Annotated in this window: 17 protein-coding genes and 2 tRNA genes; 10 read left to right on the top strand and 9 right to left on the bottom strand. The window is 63.3% G+C overall.

Features of this window, described 5'->3' with window-relative positions; genetic code table 11:
• The 6 genes from D4Q51_RS07100 to D4Q51_RS07075 all read left to right on the top strand — a co-directional run.
• On the top strand, positions 1-3,751 hold a 3,751-nt coding region (locus tag D4Q51_RS07100), incomplete at its 5' end, for a T1SS-143 repeat domain-containing protein (RefSeq protein WP_120077030.1).
• A gap of 89 nt (positions 3,752-3,840) precedes the next feature.
• Positions 3,841-4,500, top strand: coding sequence for an OmpA family protein (locus D4Q51_RS07095; protein WP_162925190.1), 660 nt, complete (start codon positions 3,841-3,843; stop codon positions 4,498-4,500).
• Positions 4,501-4,515: 15 nt separating this feature from the next.
• Positions 4,516-5,913, top strand: coding sequence for a TolC family protein (locus D4Q51_RS07090; protein WP_120077028.1), 1,398 nt, complete (start codon positions 4,516-4,518; stop codon positions 5,911-5,913).
• Positions 5,914-5,942: 29 nt separating this feature from the next.
• Entirely contained in the window at positions 5,943-8,078 is a 2,136-nt protein-coding gene (locus tag D4Q51_RS07085) for a type I secretion system permease/ATPase (protein ID WP_240624604.1), read from the top strand.
• The gene (locus tag D4Q51_RS07080; protein ID WP_120077027.1) at positions 8,075-9,082 is read left to right on the top strand and encodes a cell wall hydrolase; all 1,008 of its coding nucleotides are present in this window, start codon (positions 8,075-8,077) and stop codon (positions 9,080-9,082) included. The genes D4Q51_RS07085 and D4Q51_RS07080 overlap by 4 nt, the downstream gene beginning before the upstream one ends.
• Positions 9,079-10,344, top strand: coding sequence for an HlyD family type I secretion periplasmic adaptor subunit (locus tag D4Q51_RS07075; RefSeq protein ID WP_120077026.1), 1,266 nt, complete (start codon positions 9,079-9,081; stop codon positions 10,342-10,344). Before D4Q51_RS07080 ends, D4Q51_RS07075 begins: the two co-directional genes overlap by 4 nt.
• Here the strand turns inward: D4Q51_RS07075 and D4Q51_RS07070 are convergent.
• The gene (locus tag D4Q51_RS07070; RefSeq protein ID WP_120077025.1) at positions 10,290-11,225 is read right to left on the bottom strand and encodes a transglutaminase-like cysteine peptidase; all 936 of its coding nucleotides are present in this window, start codon (positions 11,223-11,225) and stop codon (positions 10,290-10,292) included. The genes D4Q51_RS07075 and D4Q51_RS07070 overlap by 55 nt on opposite strands.
• A 258-nt stretch (positions 11,226-11,483) precedes the next feature.
• Between D4Q51_RS07070 and D4Q51_RS07065 the strand changes: the two genes are divergently transcribed.
• Both D4Q51_RS07065 and D4Q51_RS07060 read left to right on the top strand, forming a co-directional pair.
• A complete protein-coding gene (locus D4Q51_RS07065) occupies positions 11,484-12,143 on the top strand; it encodes a hypothetical protein (protein WP_120077024.1) in 660 nt (219 codons plus the stop codon).
• Positions 12,144-12,294: 151 nt separating this feature from the next.
• Positions 12,295-12,708: a hypothetical protein gene (locus D4Q51_RS07060; RefSeq protein WP_120077023.1), complete on the top strand. Its 414-nt coding sequence runs from the start codon at positions 12,295-12,297 to the stop codon at positions 12,706-12,708.
• Here D4Q51_RS07060 and D4Q51_RS07055 read toward each other — a convergent pair whose 3' ends face one another.
• From D4Q51_RS07055 to D4Q51_RS07030, 6 genes are all read right to left on the bottom strand, one after another.
• Positions 12,709-13,587, bottom strand: coding sequence for a hypothetical protein (locus D4Q51_RS07055; RefSeq protein ID WP_162925188.1), 879 nt, complete (start codon positions 13,585-13,587; stop codon positions 12,709-12,711).
• 9 nt (positions 13,588-13,596) lie between these two features.
• Positions 13,597-16,044, bottom strand: coding sequence for a fimbria/pilus outer membrane usher protein (locus D4Q51_RS07050; protein ID WP_120077021.1), 2,448 nt, complete (start codon positions 16,042-16,044; stop codon positions 13,597-13,599).
• A gap of 86 nt (positions 16,045-16,130) precedes the next feature.
• Positions 16,131-16,781 carry a fimbria/pilus periplasmic chaperone gene (locus D4Q51_RS07045; RefSeq protein ID WP_120077020.1) on the bottom strand — a complete coding sequence of 217 codons (651 nt, stop codon included), beginning with the start codon at positions 16,779-16,781 and terminating at the stop codon, positions 16,131-16,133.
• Positions 16,782-16,986: 205 nt separating this feature from the next.
• Positions 16,987-17,538 (bottom strand): type 1 fimbrial protein, encoded by a 552-nt coding sequence (locus tag D4Q51_RS07040; protein WP_120077019.1) that lies wholly within the window; start codon positions 17,536-17,538, stop codon positions 16,987-16,989.
• Between the two features lie 525 nt (positions 17,539-18,063).
• A tRNA-Thr gene (locus tag D4Q51_RS07035) sits at positions 18,064-18,139 on the bottom strand.
• 60 nt (positions 18,140-18,199) lie between these two features.
• A tRNA-Cys gene (locus D4Q51_RS07030) sits at positions 18,200-18,273 on the bottom strand.
• Positions 18,274-18,407: 134 nt separating this feature from the next.
• On the opposite strand from D4Q51_RS07030, the gene D4Q51_RS07025 reads away from it, so the two are divergent.
• Positions 18,408-19,889: an FAD-dependent oxidoreductase gene (locus D4Q51_RS07025; protein ID WP_240624603.1), complete on the top strand. Its 1,482-nt coding sequence runs from the start codon at positions 18,408-18,410 to the stop codon at positions 19,887-19,889.
• 111 nt (positions 19,890-20,000) lie between these two features.
• On the top strand, positions 20,001-20,294 hold the full coding sequence (locus tag D4Q51_RS07020) for a PilZ domain-containing protein (protein ID WP_120077018.1): 294 nt from the start codon (positions 20,001-20,003) through the stop codon (positions 20,292-20,294).
• A 10-nt stretch (positions 20,295-20,304) separates the two neighbouring features.
• Here the strand turns inward: D4Q51_RS07020 and D4Q51_RS07015 are convergent, their stop codons facing one another.
• Both D4Q51_RS07015 and D4Q51_RS07010 read right to left on the bottom strand, forming a co-directional pair.
• Complete coding sequence (locus tag D4Q51_RS07015) at positions 20,305-21,966, bottom strand: dihydroxy-acid dehydratase domain-containing protein (RefSeq protein ID WP_162925186.1); 1,662 nt, start codon at positions 21,964-21,966, stop codon at positions 20,305-20,307.
• A gap of 12 nt (positions 21,967-21,978) precedes the next feature.
• Complete coding sequence (locus D4Q51_RS07010) at positions 21,979-23,424, bottom strand: MFS transporter (RefSeq protein ID WP_120077017.1); 1,446 nt, start codon at positions 23,422-23,424, stop codon at positions 21,979-21,981.
• Positions 23,425-23,503 lie beyond the last annotated feature (79 nt).

Below are 23,503 nucleotides of genomic sequence, written 5' to 3'. Positions count from 1 at the left end.
CTCCGACAGCGAAGGCGACACCGCGCCGACCACGCTCCTCATCGACTTCGACGACGATGCGCCGACGGCGGTGGCCGACACGGATAGCGTGACCGAAGGCGGCAGCACGAGCGGCAATGTGCTCACTGGCAATGCCGATGCGTTCGGTGCCGATGGCGCCGACAGCGGCGGCGGCGTGGTGGGCGTTCGCGCCGACGGCAGCCCGGCGAACACGACGACGGCGGTGCTGACCGGCACGGGCGTAGCCATTGCGGGCGACTACGGCACGCTGACGCTGAACGCGGATGGCAGCTACACCTACCAGAGCACGGCAGGTGCGGTGACGGGCGACGAGCAGGACGTGTTCGTCTACACCATCCGCGATGCGGACGGCGACCTGTCGACGACCACGCTGACCATCGACGTTGCCAACGTGACGCTGGAAGGCGACGACCAGACCAAGGTGGTCAACGAAGCGGCGCTGGACCTTGTCGCGGACGACCGCGGCGCTGCCGGCCCCTCGCTGGAAGACGATCTTGCCCCGGGCACGGTCGAGGGCAGCAACCCCGGCCTCGATACCGAGACGGTGACCGGCCAGCTGACGGTTGCAGGCGACGGCGTGACCTACACGCTGACCGGCGGCACCGATGCCTACGGCCAGCTGCAACTCAACAGCGACGGCAGCTACACCTACACCCTCACCAGCCCGTTCACGACCACACCGGCGGCGAACGATGGTGTCACGACGGAAACGGGTGCGGAGACGTATACCTACACCGCCACGGATGCGAACGGGAACTCTGCCACCGGTACGATTACAATCGATATCATCGACGACGTTCCTCAGGCCAATTCCGTGACTGTATCCGGCCAGGTCGACGAAGACGCGCTTCCGGGAGGGATCGAGGGCGGCCCGGGCGACATCGACGGCGGCGCCGGTACAACCACGCAGGTGGCTACCGGAACGTCCAGTAACGGACAAAGCGCCGCCGCGCTGTTCACGCCCGGCGCGGATCAGCCGCTGACGATTACCTTTGTGGATAATGCATCCTCGGTTGTTACCGACTACCTAGAAGCTCTCAACCTGACTTCAGGCGGGGTTGCGCTGGATTACCTTGTCACGAGTGACGGTATTCTCGGTCGCGCTGGTGCCGGCGGTGACCCGGTCTTCCTGCTCGACCTGCAATCGAATGGCGACTGGGAGTTCGAACTCTTCGGCCCGCTCGACCATTCGGTGAACGGAACCGAGGACGATATCGTCATCGACTTCGCGCCGATCATCCAGGCTACCGATGCCGATGGTGACGTGGTTGTAGCCACAGGCTCTCTCCAGATCACGGTGGACGACGATCTGCCAGTCTCGCTTGCGCCTGCCGCCAGCACGGTGACAAACACCGCTGGTTCCATGTCGGCGCTGTTCTCGCTCGACACGAGCGATGGCGATGTCGACAACAACTACGGTGCCGATGGTCCAGGAGCGGTAATCTTTACCGCTGCTTCGATCAGTGCGCTGGAGGCGCAGGGGCTCCAGTCGGGTTTCGCCGACCTCGAATACACGATCACCAATGGTGGGACCGTGCTGGTCGCGACCAAGGCGACCGACGACAGCGAAGTCTTCCGCATCGAATTGCAGCCGACGGGCGGTGCCGACCAGTACAAGGTCACCATTAGCCAGCCGCTGGATGCGACATCGGATATCAACTTCAACGATGGCACTTATGACTTCATCGGCGGCAACGACCCCTGGGCCGGTTTCGTGCCCGATGGCCAGAGCCCCTTCGTGCCGGGCGGCGGCACTCCGATCGCCGACGGCAGTTCGGACCTGCTGCTGACCCCGATCGCGGCCGGGAATACTGCGGACTCGATCAACGGAACGGCCAATGGCGCCGGTAACGGCGGCATCGGCGGGCAGAACATCGATCCGGGCGAGGGCATCCGCCTCGACTTCGTGATCGACCTAAACGGCGATCCTGCCGGCAGCCCGGCCAACTACGACGGCAACATCGCTCAGCAGGATCACAGCTTCAGTGGCCACGATCTGGTGAATGGCACGTCCATCACCTTCGGGCAGGGAAGCAACAACTCGCTGGTCCGCTTCACCGCACTGAACGTGGTCGACGGTCCGGACAACGGCCCGGCACCTGACCTTGTGGCAGGCACCGGAACGACGGCGACCGTCCACCGGATTGCCATCGAGTACGATGGCGAGATCGAGTCGATCTCCTACGATCCGGGTGCGACCTATCCGATCACGGTGACGGTGGGCAGCCCCGGCGGCCTGGCGGATCGCACCTACACGGTGAACTTCATCAACGATGCCAGCGGCCGCTATGTCGAGGTCAACGGCGTGATGGATACCGCGGTCCAGATCGCGATCTTCGCCGATGGTGGCTACCAGGCGCTGAACATCTTCAACGTCTCCGGCGACGATTTCGAGCTGTCGGGCTTCGGCACCAGCACGATCACCAACGATCCTGTGCCTTTCACCGTGCCGATCTCCATCCGCGATGGCGATGGCGACACTGTCGATGCCGGCACCCTGTCGATCACGGCCAATCCGGGCTCGCCGCCCGTCGTGCTCGACCTTGACGGTGACGGCGTGGAATTGCTCGGCCTCGATGCAGGTATCGCCTACGACATGGACGGCGACGGCGTGCTGGAGAGCACGGCCTGGGCAGGGGCCGACGACGGCATCCTCGTCCACGATGCCAATGGCGACGGCACGGTCAGCGGCGCTGGCGAATTCCTGTTCGGCACCGGCAACCTGACCGACCTTGCTGCCATGGCTGCGAACTTCGATGCCAATGGCGACGGGGTTCTCGACAGCAACGACGCCGCCTACGCCGACTTCGGCGTGTGGAGCGATGCCAACTCCAACGGCATCGCCGACGATGGCGAATATGCATCGCTGGCCGACATGGGGATTACTTCGATCTCGCTGGTCGGCGACGGCAAGGGCGAAGTCGTGGCTGGCGGCGACGCCACAATCCACGGCCATTCGACCTTTACCTGGGCGAACGGTTCTTCCGGTGTCCTTGCGGACGTTACCTTCCGGCTCGGTTCCGAACTGCGCGCTGGCGACATCGCCATCGGTTCGGCCGCCATGGCCGGGTTCCTTGCCGGCATGTCGGCCTCGGCCGCGGCGCAGACCCATCCGCACCTGGTGACGAGCGACCTTCCCGCTTTCGAGGCGGTCTGGGGTGGCTACGATCCGATGGTGCTGAAGGTTCTCGATGGTGGTGCTGTCGGCTTCGATAACGCGGAGTTCTTCGAAGGCGGTGCAGGCTTCGGACGTGCAGCGCCCGAAGCGGCACGGACCGCGAACGACAACCTGGACGACAATCTCGGCAATCCTCTCGGCCAAGCGATCTCGGCTTCCGACTCGCCCGCCTCGCAGGAAGCTGCTGCCGATATCGGGATCGAGGCATCGGCCATGGCCTTCGACGGACACGGCGCTTCGGCATCGGCTGTCATGGAGGCTCTGCTGATCATCGGCGATGCCGGTGCCGGAGCGACAAGACCCGGTACCAATATGGCCGAAGCCGCGCAGGAAGCCATCGGCGATATCCTTGCCGATCACGCGGTGGATGCACTGGTGGATCGCTTCGTGCCGGACATGGCAGAGGCACCGGAGAGTACAGCCCCAGTCGATCAGGGGCAGCTTGCAGAAGCGCTTGCGATCAGCATCGACGGTTCTGCCTTCTCGATCGCACCGCCTGTTAACGAAGTTTCGATGGACGAGAGTGGGGACCTTGCTTTATTGCACGGTTAATGGGGAAAATTGGGGGAAGTCGAATGATTAAATCGAGTTCGTTCGTCGTTGTTAGCGGGGCGGCCCTCGCTTTATTCAGCACGTCCGCGATGGCGCAATCCGATGACTATGCTGCGCTGATGGGGCTTGGCGATTCGGCGCTCGTCGATGAATTGACAATGCGCTACGATGCCGGTCTCGCCGCGTCACTGGACGAGAGCTATATTTCGGCCGACGATCCACGCTACCTCTGGGCGCTGGAGACCAAGGTCCAGTGCGGCATCGCGCTCGGCTTCATGAAGTCCTCGACCCGGGACGAGACGAGCATCCGCAAGTGCGCGGATGCCTACCTGCTCATGAACGAGGTTCCCGCGCCGCCCCAGGCGACGGTGATCCCGCCGCCGCCGCCTCCTCCGCGCCGACCGGACCTGTGCGACGATGCCATCGTGGGCATGGTGTTCTTCGATTTCGACTCGGCAGCGCTCCTTCCCGATGCGGGTGAGGCGCTGAACACCGTCGCCCAGAACGTTCCCGTATGCGGCTGGAGCCGCCTTACCGTGGTCGGCCATACCGACCAGGCAGGCAGCGACCAGTACAATATCGGCCTGTCGCAGGAACGCGCCAATACCGTCGCGAATGCCCTGCGCAGCCGCAACGTGGGCGGGGTGAACATTACGGTCGATGCGCGCGGCGAAAGCGAACCGCGCGTACCGCTGGCCGACGGAACGCGCAGCCCGCAGAACCGCCGCGTCGAAATCTCGGCAGACTGATAGGGGGATCAGACAATGAACGCTTTTGGCAAGCTCGTATTAGCCGTGGCTCTCACGACCTGCTCTCCTGCGGCAATGGCGCAGAGTGACGGCGGGACCATTTCCATGCGCGATGCGATTGAAACGGCAATCGCTTCGAACCCGGAAATCATCCAGGCGCAGATGAATACCGAGGCGATCCAGTTCGAACGCGAACAGGCCCAGTCGCTGTATTTCCCGACCATCGATGTGGAAGCATCGGCAGGCGCGCGCAGGCTGGAAAACACCACCCGCCGTGCTCTGGGTATCGCCGATGACTGGCTCTACCCGCTCGAGGCACAGGTCCGAGCGGACTGGACCGTGGTCGATTTCGGTCGCCGCCGCGGCGAACTGCTGCGCCAGGCAGCCCGTGTGGACGGCGCTTCCCTACGTGTGGTCGAGCGCTCCGAATTCATCGCCCTGCAAGTGGCGCGGCAGTACCTCAACATCCTGTTGCAGGAGCGGATCGTCGCCGCTGCGACGGACAACGTGGTATTCCACCAGCAGATGACGTCCAGCCTGTCTGACGGGGTGGACCAGGGTTCGATCAGCGTTGCCGACCTGCAGCAGGCCGAAGAGCGACTGCAGGCCGCCATGGTCCTGCGCGAAGAGGCTGACGAGGATCTCCAGAACGCCCGCACGTCGCTGCGCCGCCTGACCGGCCTCGACATTTCGCGTGTCAGCCTGCCGGACGCGATGATGGCGCAGCTTCCTGCAACCGAGGAAGCTGCTATCGGCATGGCACGCACGGCCAATCCGCTCGTGCGCGAAGCCCAGGCCGATGTCGATGCGGCGAATGCCATGGTAATGTCTGCCAGGGGCGAGCTCGCGCCGGAAATCGGCGTCGATGTCACTGGCCGGATCGGCGAAGATATCGACGGTTTCCAGGGCGAGACCAACGATGTGCAGGGCCGCGTCTACGTGCGCTGGCAGCTGTTCGACGGCGGCCGCCGGGCAGCGCAGGTGCAGGAAATGGTCCGCCGCGCCAGCGAAGCGCGCTATCGCCTGCACGACCGGGTGCGCGAGGCGGAAGAAGACGTGGCCAACGCCTGGACGGCGATGAACGCCCAGCGGTCCATCGGCTCCGCACTGGAACGCCAGTCCCAGGTGAGCGATGACCTGCTGCTGTCCTACCGCAGCCAGTTCAACATCGGACGCCGTTCGCTGCTGGACGTGCTGGACGCGCAGAACACGCGTTTCAACACCCAGGTGCGCCGTGAAACGTCGCGTTTTTCGGAGATGTTTGCACAATATCAAGTATTGGCGGCAACCAATCAGTTCCTTGATGCCCTTAATGTCGCACCCGGAGCAGGTGCGGGCATGATGGAACGCGAACGGTTCGATTACGGTCCCGAAGTGCCTGCAGAATTGCAGAGGCGTCGCAACCCGCGCTAGCGGTTCGCGGCGCCCGGGAGAAACATCGGGTGTACCAGTCAGGAGACTTTTCCGGATCGGCAGAAGAAGACTCGCTGATTCTGGCCATGACGCGCCTCGCCGCGCATTTCGGCCTGCCCGATCCCAAGGCCCTGTTCGATTCCCTTCCGCGTGACGAAGCGGGCCTCCTGCCTTTCCACCAGGTGCAGGCGGCGCTCGATCTTGCGGGAATGAATCACGACACGGCGACGGGCAAGAAGCTGCCCCGGACCGCTGAAGCCTATCCCGCCATCGCCCGTTTGAATGACGGGTCGGCATTGCCGGTGCTGGAAGTGAACGGCACCGACGCGCTGGTGTACCCTACATCCGCCAAGGAAGCCGTCTGGCGGCCGCTGGCAGAGGTGGATGCCGATTACGCGGGCGAGATCGTTACCGTTCTCGCCAATCCGGACCGGATGCGGGAACAGGACGCGCCCTGGCATGCCAAGGCGCGGCACCACTGGTTCTGGTCCGAACTGCGCAAGGAGCGGCGGGCGTTCCGGCCCGTGCTGGTCGCCTCGCTGCTGATCAACGCGCTGGCGCTATCGCTGCCGATCTTCTCGATGAACGTTTACGACCGCGTGATCCCCAACCGCGCCGAAGCATCGCTGTGGGTACTGGCATCGGGCGTGCTGCTGGCCTTCGCCCTCGAATTCGCGCTGCGCACGGCGCGGACCAACGTGGTCGACCAGATCGGCAGGAAGCTGGACCTCAGGCTCTCGCAGAAGCTGTTCTCGCGCGTACTCTCCACCCCGATGAGCGGCCGCAAGGGTAGCACCGGGGCACTGGCGGCGAGGGTGGGGGAATACGCGCTGGTCCGCGATTTCTTCGCCTCCACCACCATCGTGCTGATGGTGGACCTCGTCTTCCTCGTCCTGTTCATTGCGGTGATCGCCTATATCGCCAAGTGGCTGGCGCTGGTGCCGGTGGTGGCGATGATCCTGATGGCGATTGCGGGCCTCGTCCTGCAACGCAAGGTCACCGATGCCGCGCGCGATGCACAGGCGGACATGGGCCTGCAGCAGACGGTGTTGGTGGAATCGATCGCCGGGATGGAAACCCTCAAAAGCGTCTCGGGCGAACGCCGCCTGCTCGGCAAGTGGCATTCGCTGGCGCAGGTCGGCAGCAATTCGCAACTTCGGCTCCGCCGTATTTCCTCGACCGCGGTTTCGCTGGCGTCCTCTTTCCAGCAGATATCCAGCGTGTCGCTGGTGGTGGGCGGTTACTACCTGTTCGCTGCGGGCGAGATCACGATGGGCGCGATCATCGCCATCGTGATGCTGGCATCTCGCTCGCTCGCCCCCGCCGGGCAGATCGCTTTTCTTTTGACCCGCGGACGGCAGGCGCGCGAGGCGCTCGATTCCATCGAGCAACTGTTCGAGGCCGAGGACGAGCGGCAGGCCGGCAGCATGTCGCTTCCCGCCGCCCGCACCGGCGGTTACCGCGTGGCGCTGGAGAACCTGTCCTTCGCCTATCCCGACAGCCCGGTAAACTCGCTCGACGGCATCAACCTCTCGATCGAGCCGGGAGAGCGCATCGCCGTGGTCGGTCGCGTGGCCTCGGGGAAGTCGACACTGGGCCGCGTCCTGTGCGGTCTCTATCCGCCTAGCGACGGGGCCATGACGATCGAGGGGATCGATAGCCGCCAGTTCCGCCCCAGCGAAATGCGCCGCGCCTTCCGTTTCGTGGGGCAGGACGCGAACCTGTTTACCGGCAGCGTGCGCGAGAACATCGCGCTCGGTGCTCCCGGAGCGTCCGATCAGGACGTGATCGCCGCGCTTTCGATGAGCGGAGCAGACCAGTTCCTCGCCCGCGATGCCGCGGGGTTCGACCGCGAAGTGGGGGAGCAGGGGAGACGCCTTTCTGGCGGCCAACGGGCCTTCCTCGCCCTTTCCCGGGCCTTTGTCTCCCCGTTCGAACTCTTGTTCCTGGACGAGCCGACAGGCGCGATGGATGCGAATACCGAGAGCAAGCTGGTGGAGCGACTGCGCGAAACCATCGCTCCCCATCAGACGCTGGTCGTCGCCACCCACCGCCCGGCGCTGTTCGACATTTGCGAGCGGATCATCGTTCTCAATAATGGCCGCGTGGTGGCGGACGGGCCGAAAGCCGAAATCCTGCGCGACCTTCCGGGGAAGTCGTCATGAGGACCGCGCTTCTCTCCCGCCTTGCCCGACTTCCCGCGAACCCTGTCCGGCTGGCGCTGGCCAGCGCGGCTCTTGTCTTCCTTTCCGCGCCCAGCATCAACACCGGTGTCGTGCGCGTCGCGCTGGCGGAACCCGCACCGTACGATGCGGCGAAAGCCGCATTTGCCCGCGAGGTGGAGACATTCACCGTGCAGGGCGATGCGCTGCTCGATACAGAGCCGATGAGTGCGCAGGCGAAGAACGCCGGGATCCCGCTCGCCCAGGTTCGGCAGGACACGATGGCGCCCTTCCGTAGCATCGCCACCAATTCCGCCAGTTACCCGGCCGCGCTCGATTGCCTGACCGAAGCGATCTACTACGAAGCCGCGAACGAGAGCGTTGCAGGCAAGCGGGGCGTGGCACAGGTGATCCTCAACAGGGTTGCCCACCCGGCCTATCCGTCCAGTGTCTGCGGCGTGATCTACCAGGGCTTCGCCGATCCCGTGTGCCAGTTCAGCTACACCTGCGACGGGTCGCTGGCGCGGCGTCCGATGGCGAGCCTTTGGCGGCAATCGAGGGACGTCGCAGCGGCGGCGCTCGGTGGATATGTGGAGCGCAGCGTCGGCTCTGCCACGCATTACCATGCCGATTACGTAGTGCCTTACTGGGCCTATCGCCTAGAAAAGGTTCGCGTCGAAGGACGCCACATCTTCTATCGCTTCCCCGGTTCGGCAGGACGTTCCGCCAGCTTTGTCGCCCGGTGGAACGGGCGCGAAAGCAAGCCTGCGTTCAATCCTGATCGTTTCGTCGCGCTGGCCGAGGCCGGTCTCGATACCGCCGCGGAAATGAAAGCGCCCGTGATCGAGCGAGACCCGACAGACAGGCGCGCCGACAACGACGTGGGCGGACGCCTCGACACCTCGACGACTTGGAGGCTTGCCATCCCCGATCCGACAACGGCAAGCAGCGGCTATCGCGCCGCGTTGAACGAGCAAGTGAAAGACGACGGGAACGCCTTGCCATGAATATCGCCGAGAGGTTCGCAAGCTGGGACGCGAACCGCAAGCTGATCGCAATCTGCGCGGCAGGCATGTTCCTGCTGCTGGTGTGGGCAAGCCTCGCCCAGGTCGACGAGATCACGCGCGGGCAGGGGCGGGTCATTCCCTCCAGCCAGGCGCAGCTTGTCCAGCCGGCTCAGCCCTCCGTGATCGCGGATATCCTTGTCCGCAGCGGGGAGCGGGTGGAACAGGGGCAGTTGCTGGTACGGCTGGATGACAGCATGGCCGCATCGGAGCTGGGCCAGCTGGAGGCGGAGAACGCGCGTCTGGCCGCCCGAGCCGAGCGATTGGAAGGGGAAGCATCGGGTTCGGCCATGGGCTGCGAACCCGGCTCCGTCTGTGCGGAGGAAGCCCGGCTGCAACAGGTGCGCCTTGCGACGGCACGCAGCAGGCAGGCGGCTCTGTCCGCGGCAGTGGAACAGCGCCGCCGCGACCTGCGCGAGGCCGAGGCGACAGCAGCATCGCTGGCGGAAAGTGTCACGCTGGCCCAGGAGCAGGTGAACATGCTGGAGCCGCTGGCAGCGCAGGGTATCGTTCCGCAGACCGAATTGCTGACGGCCCGCCGCGAACTGGTGAGCGAGCGCGGCAGGCTTTCCGCCGCCCGGCAGGCCGCCGCGCGTGCGTCCGCCTCGATCCGCGAGGCGGAGGCCGATCTCCAGGCATCGCGACTGGATTTCCGCCAGCAGGCGCTGGACGAGCGCAGCGAGGTAGAGACGCGGATTGCCGTGAACGAGGAGAGCATTCGCGGTGCCGAGGCTCAGCGTAACCGTAACGAATTGCGCTCGCCCGTCACCGGCATCGTCAACAACGTGCAGATCACGACCGAAGGCGGTTTCGCCAATGCCGGGCAGACGATCATGCAGGTCGTCCCGATCGGTGACCGGTTGCTGGTGGAGGCGCGCATCAGCCCGCGCGACATCGGTTTCGTGGCAGTGGGCGATCCGGCGAACGTGAAAGTCACGGCCTACGACTTCGCGACCTACGGCGGGCTGTCCGGCAACGTGGTCGAGGTTTCGGCGGACAGCATCTATGACGAGGTAGAGCGTGAAGCCTATTACCGCGTCTTGATCGAGACCGAGCGAAGCTTCATCGAGAAGGACGGGCAGCAGTTTCCGATCGTACCGGGCATGATCACCGACGTGGAAATCATCACCGGGGCGAAATCGATCCTTGCCTACCTGTTGAAGCCGGTGACTCGCGCACTCGATACGGCGCTGTCCGAAAGGTAGGAGAGCTGCGTCATGGTGCTGGCCCGTCGGCTGTAGCCGTGAAGCCAGGCCGTTTCGCTGTTGAAGCTCATCGTCGGGCGATAATCGTAGCCGACATTGGCAGGCAGCAGCACGTCGGTCGCGTTATCGAGCATGTAGTGGCGGCCCTCGACCTCCACGATCAGCACGGCATGGTCCGCGTTGCGCACGAGATCGCGCGCCAGCGTCAGGAACATGCGGCTGCGATCGAAGCCCAGTGCAGCGAGCATCTGGTACTTGAGGATCGCGTAATCCTCGCAGTCACCGCGCCCTGAACGCAGCGTTTCGCTCGCCGTGGCCCAGTAATCGCGCGAGCCATAGTTGGCGATATCGTCTGCATATTCGACCCGGCGGTTCGCCCAGCGATTGACTGAGGCCAACGTCTCGACGCGAGACGAACTGTCGGCGACCAACCCGGCAACGTTCGAGGAATCGAGCCGAGATGCCGAGACACGCTGCCAGTCATCGTTGAACGGCGTCATGCCGATGCTGACACGCGCCGTGTCGAGGAACTCGTCCGAACGGGTTGCAGACTGGAGAGGGGACGCCGTCAGCGGAGTGGTCGGCATGGGCATGGCAATAGCCAGGCAGGAATTCGAATAGGACACCGGCAATTGCGGAGCCGTCGCCAGTTGGACGGGTGGCTGCGCTTCCGGCACGAGTCCCGTCTGCTGCTGGCGGATGCGTTCGAGCGCGCTGCTCTGCCCGCCGAGGATAGCCGCGGACTTCGTTGCATCTCTGGGGTCTGCAGGGCGCGCGGAGATCGCCGGCTCGAAAGGACGCAAGGGGCATGACACCGAGTCAGCGTTCTGCACCGCGAACGGATCGGGAAGCGCCAGGGCGTTTGCCGCGGTCGGCAGCATCGCCGCCGCCGCAATACAGGCGGCCGCTGCTAGGCGTGCTTTCCAGGCGACTGCGCCACGGTGATATGTCTGGCGTTTCGACATGCCTGCCACATGCAGGGCATTTCGCTAAGACCACGTAGTTGTGCGTGGTTACCGAGGCGGTAACCTTTCCAGGTTGTCGCAATTTCAGACGGTTATGCGATGGGGTGCCAGCCGCCGCTTGTCAGCCGCGCACCGAAATGATTAGTCTCTTCCCGCAAGGGGGTAGTTCTGTCCATGACCTATGGCAGCGACCGCAACAGTCTTTCGACGCGCCTGCTCGGCCTCGCCTACGCCTGTGCGGCGGCGCTTGGGGTGTTCGTCGGCGTGGGCATGGCCCTGCAATTGCCGGGGCGACCGATGCCTGCGGCTCCCGAATACGTGCAGAGAGTGATCCTGCCCAACACGCCGCCCGAATTCGCGATCAGGCCGGAGGACCTTCCGGGCGCCGACGAAGGCACGAGTGCAACCGGTTCGGCCGACGAAACCCTGGCGGCGGCCAGCGACCTGCAGAATGCGGGCACGCAGCGCGTGAACGGGGATTTGCGCCGCGCCATGGAAGGGTTCGCGGCAGAAGGTCCGCCAGCCACGCTCGCCGACGGTCGCCCCGTCATGCGCGTCGATTTCGACCTGGGGGCAACGCCATCTGCCGATGACATGGTGGAAGTGCCCAAGGCCATCCGGCTTAACGGACGCGCGCTGGGCCAGGTGAAGCTCTCGATCGACCGGCAATCGCGCCTGCACCTCTCGCGCAGTGAACTCAGCACGCTGCTTCCGTCGGACCTTTACGCCCGGCTTGAAGGCGGCGCCGAATTCATCGACTTCGACGAACTGCGGCGCGAAGGTCTGGATATCAGCTACGATCCGCTGGCCGATACTGTCGAGATCGTTTCGTAAGGTGATCAGGGCCAGTGCTGGCCCGGTACTGGCCCGGTACGAATTCTCTGGGGAAGGGACTGCCCCTACGCATCACTTGAAATCCAGAAGAACCTCGAAAACCAACATTTAATCCTTGGCCGTTAGACCGTGGGCCAATTGGAGACAGCAAATGTTGAAGACGATCGGTCTGGTTCTGGCTTTGAATGCCACCGTCCTCGCGGCAGCGCCCGCGCAGGCCGGAGAGAGCGAGGACGGCAACTTTACCGTCGGCGCGGTTGTTCCGGAAGTCTGCGGTGTAAGCATCGGTGATTTTCGCATCGATCGCGATGCCGATGCCGTATCGGGTTTCGTGCAGGAATATTGCAATGGCTCCGGTTTCCAGATCTTTGCCAGTCATCGCCGGCTTGCCGAAAATGAGGCCGCAGAGGTCGAGTACGACGGCATAGTGGCGCCGATGCAGCAGAGCGGGCTTACATTCCTTGCCCTTCGTTCCGGTCCCCGGTTCCGGCAGGTGCCGGTAACGATCCACAACGAAAACCTCGAAGCCGATCTCCAGCTAAGCTTCTCGATTGCCGCGATCTGATCAGATCGCCGTCACGGTGATCATCAACCTATCCTGGTAGTCGCCCGCCCGTGCCTGCACCGGGCCGGCGCTGAAACGCAGGCTGAAAACGTCGCCTGCGCTTTGCGTATGCGTGGGAAACATGAACTCGGATACGCCCGACAGGTTGACCGGCCGGTCACCCATGGTGAGCCGGTAGTCGATCGTGTCGGAGCCATTCTCGTGCAGCATCCGCCCGCCCTGTTCCGAACGGAATGCAAGGACGTAGGGAGAAGTGCTCCAGACCCTGAGTGCAACAGGTTCGCTTTCGCTGGATGTCCGGGAATCGATCTGCCCCAGATCGATCGATGCTACCGCACCCACTCCGGTAGGGCCGAAGATCCGCATTTCCACCGCGTTGGGTATGCCGACTGTCAGGTTGAGAAACATCGTATCGATCGGCTGCCCCGTCAGGTCGAGCAACTGTAGTTCGAGCTGCTCCCGATATTCACCTGATGCAATGCCCCAGCCGGTGGGAATGGCGAGTTCGAAGGGGACGGGATACCGCGATGCGCCAGCCGGTACCTGGGGTATCAGGACATTGCCCTGGGAATTGACGGGAGCTGTTTCACTGCTTTGCACCGTGAGCATGACAGCCCCTGATCGAAGGAAGTATTGCAGGGGGGCGGGCGTTGCCGTTCCATCCACCCGCGATATCCGTATCTGCGCCTCGCACGGAGCATCGCCTTCGTTCTCCAGCGGGACGGAGAATGCTTCCTGGGTGATTTGCCTCGCACCGATCTGCGCGTTCGCGACCACGACGTTCGCGACACTGTCCGCAAAACGCGCTTCACATTCCTGTGCAAGCGACGGCTGTGCAGTCAGGACTGCAACGGCTCCAAGCCAGGACCATCTGCGCATAACCCACTCCTACTCCGACTGGTTCGGCAAGACGAACTCGCCGAGATTCAGTACCCCATCGTTATCTGCGGGCACTACGATATCGAAGGAAATCTCCTGTGACGCCACTTCGACGTGATATGTCTTTCCGGGGGCCAGGCCGATGATAGCAAACCGGCCGAACGAATTGGTGAAGAAGCGCAGCGGTTCGAATTCCGCGTCGTCGCTGGACGTCACCATACCTGACCAGAGCGAGGCAGGCTCGTCCCCCACGATGAGCGTACCGGCAACGCTCACGAAACGATTGTCACCCACTATGATCCTGTAGCCGGAGCGGAACGGGGGTTCGACGGTGCTCAAGCCATCGCCGACGGCCAGGCTCGTCTGGTCATTCTCGATATCGAAATCATACCGCACGGATTGCTTGTAGTAGGAGTTGAGGTCCGATTGCACCGCCGCGCCCAGCGTTCCGCTGCGGGCATGGTAATCACCTCCCGAAAGGTCGCGCCCGGTGATGACTTCGCGCGATCCGATCTCCGGATTTGGCTGCACGACCGCGAACGAATCCGAAATCGGCCTGCCAACCCCGAACATACCATCGGCGTAGGCGAGTGATGTGCCGATCTGCAGCCTGCCGCGATAACTGTCGGTGATGCCGCCCAGGCTCGTCCCGTTACTGAACGCCGATGCGCGCGCTTCGAAACGGTTGCCGACATAATCCATGCTTGCCGTGACATTGCTTGCGCCCGGAGCATCCAGCACCCCGACATCGAAGCCTAGGGAACCCACGTCCCGGTCGCCACCGCGAGAGTAGGCAAGGCGCGCTGTTTCGTTACGACTGCGATAGTCGGCTGTCGCGCGAGAGGAACGGCCAAGTTGCGCTGTCAGGCCGATGCGGACACCGAAGCTGTTCGAAGAGAAGAAGTCGTCCCCGTACTCGACGCCCGCCGTCAGGCGGAAGCGATCGGTCAGGCGGTGGGCGACATCGACGAAGGCCAGCTTCCTGTCCGTCTGCGGTCCGGAGAACGTGGCATATGTTCCGCCTGCGGTCAGGATCGTGTCGCGCGATAGCGAATGGCTGTAGCTGGTCGTCAGGTTGAAGAAGCCGGTGTTGAACGAGTCAATCTGGCCGACGGTCTGGTAGTTGCGGTCCTCGTAATCGAAAGTGACGCTGAATTGCCTGCGGTCTGCGAAGGAATTGCCGCTGCTCAGTCGGTAGCCGCCGCGAGCCGCGAAGCCAGTGGATGCACCGAGACTTGTCGCCAGTTCCAGATCGAATACGCCGGGCACGACCTGCGGAACGAAGGTCACCTGGGTGCCGAGCGTCTGGATATCCTCGCTGATCTCGGCGGCCGCGCCGAGGATGAGGTATTCCGATACGCGGCGCCTGTAGAAGCCGGTGGCAACCGGGTCGCCGGTATATTCGGGTTCAAAGTTGAACTCCTGCGCTACCAGGCCGAGGCTAAAGACGTATTCCTCCTCGCCCAGCTCAAGTTCCAGCGGCTCGAAGAAGTAATCGAAACTCACGACCTGCCTTCGACCGGCAGAATCGATTATCTCCAGGTCGACGCCGTTCGCACCCGTGCGCAGCGGCAGGTTGGTCAGATCGTATCGGCCCGCGTCCAGCTGAAAGCTTTCGTACTGGGCCCCGTTCAACAGGACATTCACCGTCGAACGGCTGTCGAGGTATATTTCGCGTCCGCTGAGCCGGGAGACAGGGCGGAAGGAATCGAAGATCTGTCGGCGTTTCTCCACCGCAACGCCGCCGATGAACGGCGTTCGCAGCAGTGGGATCGTGCTCAGCCGAACATCGCCTGCACTGAACCGTCGCTGCTTTTCCGGCTGATCGTAGACCGCGCGGACGCTGCGCCGCGAAAAACTGTAGTCTGGACCGAACTGCCCGCTGAATGCGCCGTCGATTTCCACCACCACGTTGTTGAAACGAGCAGCCCCGAAGACGAACAGGTCGGGTTTCTGGAAAGACCCCTCTTCCTGGTAGTCGAGGTTTGCGTTCACGTTGAGATAGGCGCTGAATCCGGCTGGCTCGATAACCGGGAGATCGTTCTGCATAGAGAAAGAGCGTTCGTCGAACAGCGAGGTGACCGGACGGTAACGACCGTCGATCGTATCCAGGGCAAGCTCCAGCAGGTTCTCGTCGAATGTCAGTGCGAAACCAGAGGCCGTCAGGCTCTCGAGATCGACGAAGTCGCGTGTGCCCAGAACATTGTCCAGCGCCGACTTGCCCCCCTCGTTCAGCATTCCGGACAGCGTCTGCCGCAGCGACGCCGCTTCTATGCGTACATCTTCCCCGGAGATGCTGATAACGACATCGCCATAGACCGATGCGTTGTAGAGCAGCGGAACGGAGAAGCTGACGGGCGCCTCTATGTCCCCGCCCCGCGTGTCGCTTGGATCGACATCTCTCGGTGCCGGGCGCGATGAGTTTGCCGGCTCGGCCTGCTGGGTATCTGCGGCCATCACGGGAGCGGGCGCAAGGAGACCTGCGGTCGCAAGCAGAAGGCTTTTACAACGTATCACGAAGTGTCGCTCCCCCGCCTGCCAGATCAGGGCCGAATTTCGATCTGGACCGTTTCAGGCTGGAGTGGGACTTCGGTGGGGATGAAAAAGTTGCGGGTTCGCCCCGGCGCAACGACGCCGACGCCGACGGCACGCGACAACTCGCCGCGATCGTAGCTGACCTCGTAGTCTTCGCCGTCGATGGTCTTGCCCGCGATGGTCCATTCGGAGAGGCCGGCGTTATAGAACCGCGTGCCTTCGTTTCCGGCTACGAATTCAATCCCCGCCACATCTTCACGCATGGCGGCCTGCATGCCGGTGGCGCTGGGCTGGGCCACCGAATTGCGAGGCACCACGTTGATCAGCACGTTGTAGTTCACCACGAGCTGGACCTGCGCTGCCATGTCTTCGCTGGCGACTGGTACCTGCCGGATACCCATATAGTAGACCTCGGACTGCACCAGCTCGGGATCGCCGATGTACTGTACGCGGAAGACCTGTTGTGAACGCGCTTCCACGACCGTCTGCGTAGGGAAAACCAGGAACTGGTCGTCGGCCGGTGTTGTCAGGAGTTCGCCGTCCGGCGTGATCTCGCCTTTCAGCATGAGAACTTCGTAAGGCGTATCGCGATCGCCGTCGTTGGTGACGGTAACGCGGAGGATCGAATTGCGTCCGGCCGGTTCCAGCTCCGCGATCATGGGGGAGACCTTGGTTGCCCCCGCTGCGGTAGGAACGGCGACTAGTGCCAGTAACGCAACAACGCATCCAAGAAACTTCTGCCCGATCTCAAACACCACCTGCACCCCCGGTCAAACCCCTTCTTATCGGAGGTTTTCTAACAACTTAATTAAGATTGGGGAGAGCTACACGCTCTCCCCAACCGTATTGCAACCCTGATCGGGATCACACGCCGCCGACGGTGATCGAAGCGGTGCCCAGGTAATTTCCAGCAAGCGGACGCAGGTCCGGCCGCGGCACGTAACGCAGCAGCAGGCTCGCCTGATCGTGGAATGCATCGGTGTTGGTCTTGTTGTCGCCCGAGTTGGTCAGCGTGTCGAATGACATGCGGTTGAACACGGTGCTGTTCACGCCAGCCGAGTTGTTCAGCTCCATGCGATACGGGATCGTGTCGGAGAAGTCTGCGGCATCGGGGCCGTCGTTGGCCTGATCCTGGTTTACCATCGACGTGGCGGCCAGAGCCATGTTGGCGCCGTAGTTGCAGCTGATCCAGATATCCTGGTAATCGCTGATGCGGCCCTGCGTGAGAAGGAGTGCTTCTTCGCCCGGATCCTGGTTGATCGCGAGCTGGCCGAAGTTGACGTTATCGGGCTGCTCGACGCTGCATTCCTGTGCAACGCTGGCCGAAACGGTCATTTCGACGGTGTCAGTGGCCTGGGCAAATGCGGTGCCGCTGAAAAGAGCGGTTGCTGCGGTAGCCAAGAGAACCTTCTTCATAAGATATTCCTTCCTTCTGTGTTTGGAGGGCGCACAGATCCCTGCCGAAAAGCGCGTGCTTCGCGGATAGTTTGACTTGCGACCATCAGGCAGTTGGAATGCCCTTACTTCAGGATCGCCCCCAGTTGTTGTCGAACTTCAGCCAGTTCCTGCTGGTCTTTCCGAATCGACTACACGACGGTAACGATTGTTTAACCATTTGATCAACCGCAATTACTCGATTCAGAATTTTGTCTATCTTTGAAACACTTACGATTCTCGTCGCGGATTGGTGTCTCAAAGGAAACGGATGCTCCAACATTCGCGAAAAGCCCGGTGGATGGGCCTTTTCGCCCTTGGCGCGCGACATATCCCGCGACCAAGGCAGGCCTCATTCGCGGGTAAATGGTTAACGGACAATTCCGCAAAAACACGTAGCCTGGATGCGGCAGCCCAGCGATACGAAGAGCATGGGCCGGGACGATGCGAAGCGCGGTCGCCCGACACTCCGGTCATAGATCTCGATTTTTTTCGCTGGGAGAATTCTGGTGCCGCTTACAGGACTCGAACCTGTGACCCCATCATTACGAATGATGTGCTCTACCAACTGAGCTAAAGCGGCATTCCAGCGCTGCCCTTTAGTGCCGCCGTAGCCGCTGGGCAACGGGGAACTGCGGGAAGGTGGAGGCCCGAGCCGGAATCGAACCGGCGTGCAAGGATTTGCAGTCCTCTGCGTAACCACTCCGCCATCGGGCCGGAGCGGCGCCAAGTAGCGAGTCGTTTCTCCATGTGCAACGGTTTCTTGGCCGATACGGGCGAGCGTCGGTCTGGACTAAGTCAACAAGTGTAGTCTAGGCACAGCTTCACGTTCCAGATGGAAGGATTAGCCCGTGGCCGACGACAAGCCGAAAATGCAACGGATCGAGGGGCACAGGGAAGAACGCTTCCTCGGCTCCGATGTTTTTTCCAGCGACAGCCGTAACCTGCCCCCACCCAACGGCAGCGGCACGGTGCGGGAGGACGCGCGCGATATCGGCATCTATCACAAGTGCGACGTGGCGGTAATCGGCGGCGGTCCGGCTGGCTGCGCGGCGGCATGGGCCGCGGCCAAGGCTGGTGCGGACGTGTGTCTGCTGGAACGGTACAATTGCCTCGGCGGGCTTTCCACCGGCGGCCTTGTCATGTGGATCGACCGCATGACCGATTGGCAGGGCAATCACGTGATCCAGGGCTATGCGCGCCATTTCATCGACCGGATGCCGCCAGAAGGGGTGGCAGGGCCTCCGCGCGAAGACTGGGGCAGCGCCGATCCCGTGAAGGCGGCCTACTGGGGACAGCGCACCACTGCATTCCACGGCATCGTGCAATGGGCGCCCACGCTGGACCCGGAGCGGATGAAGCTGAACAACCAGGAAATGCTGCTGGAAGCGGGCGTGCGGATCGTCTTCCACGCCTGGGCTGCGCGCCCGCTGGTGGAGGACGGCAAGGCCAAGGGCGCGATTTTCGAGAGCAAGATGGGCCGCCACGCGCTGATGGCGAAAGTGGTGATCGACACCACCGGCGACGGCGACATGTTCGCCCGCGCCGGGGCCGAGTACGAGGACGATATCGAGGAAGGCGACGTCCACCATTCCATGAACACCGGTTGGGTGCTGGGCGGGGTGGACATGGACCGCTGGATCGACTGGAAAGTCCATCATCCGGACGAGCTTCGTCAGTTCATGGAGCGGGGGCGAGAGGAACTGGGCTATTTCCAGACGCCATACGTCAGCTGGCGGCCCGATATCGCGCTGTTCCTTGGTCCCCGGCAGAGCGGCCTCTCGGCGCTGGACGTGGACGACCAGACCGAAGTGGAAATCCGCAGCCACCGGCTGATGGAAGGGCACTGCCAGTTCTTCCGCCGCCACGCCCCGGGCTTCGAGAACGTCTATTCGCTGCAAAGCGCCAGTCAGCTCGGCGTGCGCCACACGCGGCGGCTGGCAGGCGTGGGCAAAGTGCTCCGCAGCCACTGGGCGGAATCCGACCCGCTACCGGACGAAATTGGCGTGTCTCCGTCCCTCAGTCCAAAGTTCCCCGTGGTCTCGGTCGGCTATGGTTCGCTGGTCCCGCGGACGCTGGATGGTCTGCTGGTGGGCGGACGGCACATTAGCTGCGATGCCAACAGCCACGGCTTCATGCGCGAAATCCCGCAGTGCTGGCTTACGGGGCAAGCGGCAGGCGTGGGTGCGGCGCTGGCAGCGGACCAAGGCGTGCAGCCGCGCGACGTGGATGTGGATGCCATTCGCAAGGTGCTGCGCCAGCAGGGTGCGCACCTGCACGACGACGAGGTTGTTGCGGCCGCGCGCCATGCCGAGAGTGTTCCGGCGCAATAGCCAACAGCGCGGCAACCGTATGAGAATGTCTGCAATCACAACGAGGACGGTAACGTTCCGGTAAACTGCGTGCGCCTAGTCTGTCCATTCACACGAAGGGACCGGATTCACATGGCAGCAGGTTTGATGGAGCGTAACGATTTGAACGTGGTGCTTGTGAAAGTGCGCGCGCGAACCGGCGGATCAGTCGACCTGGAAGTCCTGGATGTATCCGCCGGCGGGTGCATGGTGGACTTTCGCGGTTCCGCTGCCCGTCCGGGGGAGCGCGTGCTGGTGACGCTACCCGGCCTTTCCGCCCTTCCGGCAGAACTGGTCTGGGCGGAGGACGGCAAGGCGGGCATTGCTTTCGAAGCCCCGCTGCACGAAACCGTGCTGGAGAGGCTGAGGGGTTTGCTGGGCGGTTAGCCGCAGCGCGTCACTTCTTTTCCGGCACCAGCACGCCGCCCGTTCGCATGGGCCGCACGCTCTCGCGAAAATTGCTGAGGTAGCCGGACGCCTCGATGCGTATGCCGGGCCCGGTGCGCCTGGCTAGTTCCTCGGGTAGCACAGCGAGATCGAGGCTTCGGTCCTTCACCGATACGCGCACGGTATCACCATCGCGCACGAGGCCGATAGGCGCGCCGTCCTCTGCTGCTTCGGGCGATACCTCGGCTACCGTCAGGCCCTTCAGGCACAGACCGGAAAGCTGCCCGTCGGTCACGAACGCGGTGGTCTGGGCAAGACCGGCCGCATCCAGCGCGAAGAGAATGAGCGATGCGCCGCCGCCCATGGCGGGGCCTCCTCTCAGGCCCTGGTTTCGGGCGATAACGACATCGCCGTCCTTGATATCCCCCGCCTCGATCGCGGCCATGCACTCCTTCGTATCTTCGAACACGCGGGCGGTGCCGGTGAATTCTTCCGGCCTGCTGCCATCGCGGATGCCGAGGCGCACGACGGCCGTATCGGCCATGGTGCCCGACAGGATGGCGATGGTCGGGCCTTCGCTGAACGGCTGATCGAGCGGCTGGATGACGTCCGGCCCTTCGATTTCGTAATTGGCCAGATTCTCGCCAAGTGTCTTGCCCGTGCAGGTGAGCGCTTCGGGACAGATGCGAGGCTCCAGGCGTTTCAGGACGGCCCGCGCCCCGCCTGCATCCTCGAACTGCTCGATCCGCACGTCGCCAGTGGGCCGGACGGGGGAGAGCAAGGGCACGTCGCTGAATTCTTCCATGAGGGCAAAAACGTCCACGCCGTTCTCTGCCTCGATGGCGGTTGCCTGCAGGTGTTTGATCGCGTTGATCGACCCACCAACCGCCAGCAGCGTGGCGACGGCGTTGCGGAAAGCCTCGGGCGTCAGGATCTGGCGGGGGCGCAGGTCTTCCCATACCATCTCCACGATTCGCCGCCCGGCGGCGCGGGCGTTGGCCTGCATCTTGGGGCTGTTGCCGCGAACAGGGGCGTTGCCCGGCAAGCACATTCCCAGCGCCTCGACCACGGTGTGCATCGTATTCGCCGTTGCCATCCCGGCGCAGACGCCGGGGCCGCGGATGGCGTTTTCTGCCATGTCGGGGATGGGGAACTTGGGTTCCTTGCCGAAGATCGCGCCGACCTGGCCAGACCACACGTCTTCCACGTCCACCGGCTCGCCGTCGATCTCGCCCGCCTGCTGGTAGCCGCCGATCACGAGGATCGTGGGAATATCCAGCCGCGCTGCCGCCATCAGGTGGCCCGGCGGGGTCTTGTCGCAACTGGTCAGGCAGATCATGCCGTCCAGCATCGCGGCCTCGACCTGCACCTCGATATCGTTGGCGATGATATCGCGCCCGGCAAGGATGTAGCTGCCCGCCCTGTTGGCGCCGGTAATGAAATCCGACGGGGCTGCCGTGCGCACCTCGAACGGCACGCCGCCCGCGGCGCGGATTTCCTCCTTCACCATCTTTGCGATGCCATCGAGGTGGGCGTAGCAGATCGCCAGCTCGCTGCTGGAATTCACCACCGCGATCTTGGGCTTCTCCATGTCCTCTTTCGACAGGCCCAGCGCTTTCCAGTTGGCGCGGCGACCGGGATTGTTGGCATCGAGGCTACGCAGTTTGACCATTCTCGGGAAATCCTATTCGGCAGGTTGGGCGGTTGCGGCGGTCTGGGACTGTTGCAGGCTGCGCGCGAAATAAGCGAGAAGCAGGATGCAGACGACGATCCCGGCAAGGCATCCGGCGGTGAAGATATAGCCTTCGCGCGCGCCTCGTGCTCCTTGCAGGAAGCCGGCGGTCGCGCCGATCCACGGGGCGGCGACAGCGCCGAACTTTGCCATGAAACTGGCCCAACCGCCGCCGAAGCTGCGCACCGCGCTGGGGTAATAGATGCTGGTGATGGAGATAACCGCGGCGTGGCCGGCGCCCACGAAGATCGCGCCGATCAGTAGCAGTCCTGCCAGCGGCGCGCCGCCGGATACGAAACCGAAGCCGACCAGAAGCACCAAGGGAATGCCGATAAGCGGCGCGATGGCAATCCAGCCGGGGCCGCGCTTCTCGGTCAGCGCCAGCAACAGCACGCCGCCGATGGCACCCACCATCCCGCTGGCCGCAGCCAGCCACGCAGCGTCGGTGCGGGCTATGCCCAGCGCTTCCATGAACAATACGCCGTAAGCATTCTTCAGGTAGATCGCGATGCTGGAGAAGAAGTAGGCGAGCCAGATCAGCGGCGTGACGATGAACAGCGCGCCGACGAACAGCTCGCGGAACTTGAGGAGCGGATTTTCGCTGGTGGTGGCCTTGCGTTCGTCGCCAAGTTCGAAGCGCTCGTAGGCTTGCGCTTCGAATGCAGGGTCCAGCCGCGAGAGCATCGGTACGATCTGCGCACGTGGGCGCTCCTTCGCTACCATCCAGCGAGTGCTTTCCGGCAGCATGAAGATAAGCATGAGCGAGAACACACCGGTCATCGCGCCGCAGACCCAGAATATGCCTTCCCAGCCAAGGTAGGGCGCAGTCCAGTTGGCGATGGGCGCGGCGGAGGATGCGCCGAAACTGAAGCCCAGCATGATGATCGTTACCGAAGTCGAGCGCATGGCCTTGGGCATGGATTCGATGCTGAGCGCCCAGACGGGCGCAAGCAGGCCGCCGATTGCAAGGCCGGATATGAAGCGCAGCACGATCAGCATCTCCGGCGTGGAGGCAAAACCCACCAGCGTGGTGAGGATTGCGCTGCCCACCGTGCAGGTAATGATGACCGGGCGCCGCCCGAAAACATCGCCGAGGTAGGCACCGAACAGCGAGCCTACCATTTGCCCGACGAAAGCGGCCATGGTGACATAGGCAGTCATGTCGTCGCTGATGCCCCACTCGTCACGGATGTAGGGCAGGGCATAGGGCAGGGCGGTGAAATCCTGCCCGTCGAAAAAGGTGACGAGGCTGCACAGAATCAGGATGCGCAGCTGGAAACCGTTGAACGGCAGTGTCACACTGCGTCCGCCAAGCGAAAAGCGCGTGCGGCGCACCTCGCCAAGGAAGCTCGCTACGTCCAGAGTGCGTCCGCCGCCATTTTCGGGCGTGCTCGCCATTGCAATCCTCTCCCAAGATTGATTTTGTCCGGGCGAGACTAAACTGCAAGCGAGCCGCGCGCCAGCCCTCGTTTTACCA

Origin of the sequence: Aurantiacibacter odishensis, assembly GCF_003605195.1 — a bacterium.
Lineage (GTDB): Bacteria > Pseudomonadota > Alphaproteobacteria > Sphingomonadales > Sphingomonadaceae > Alteraurantiacibacter > Alteraurantiacibacter odishensis.
Note: the sequence above shows the minus strand (reverse complement) of the source record. Positions and strands in the feature narration are given on the sequence as shown.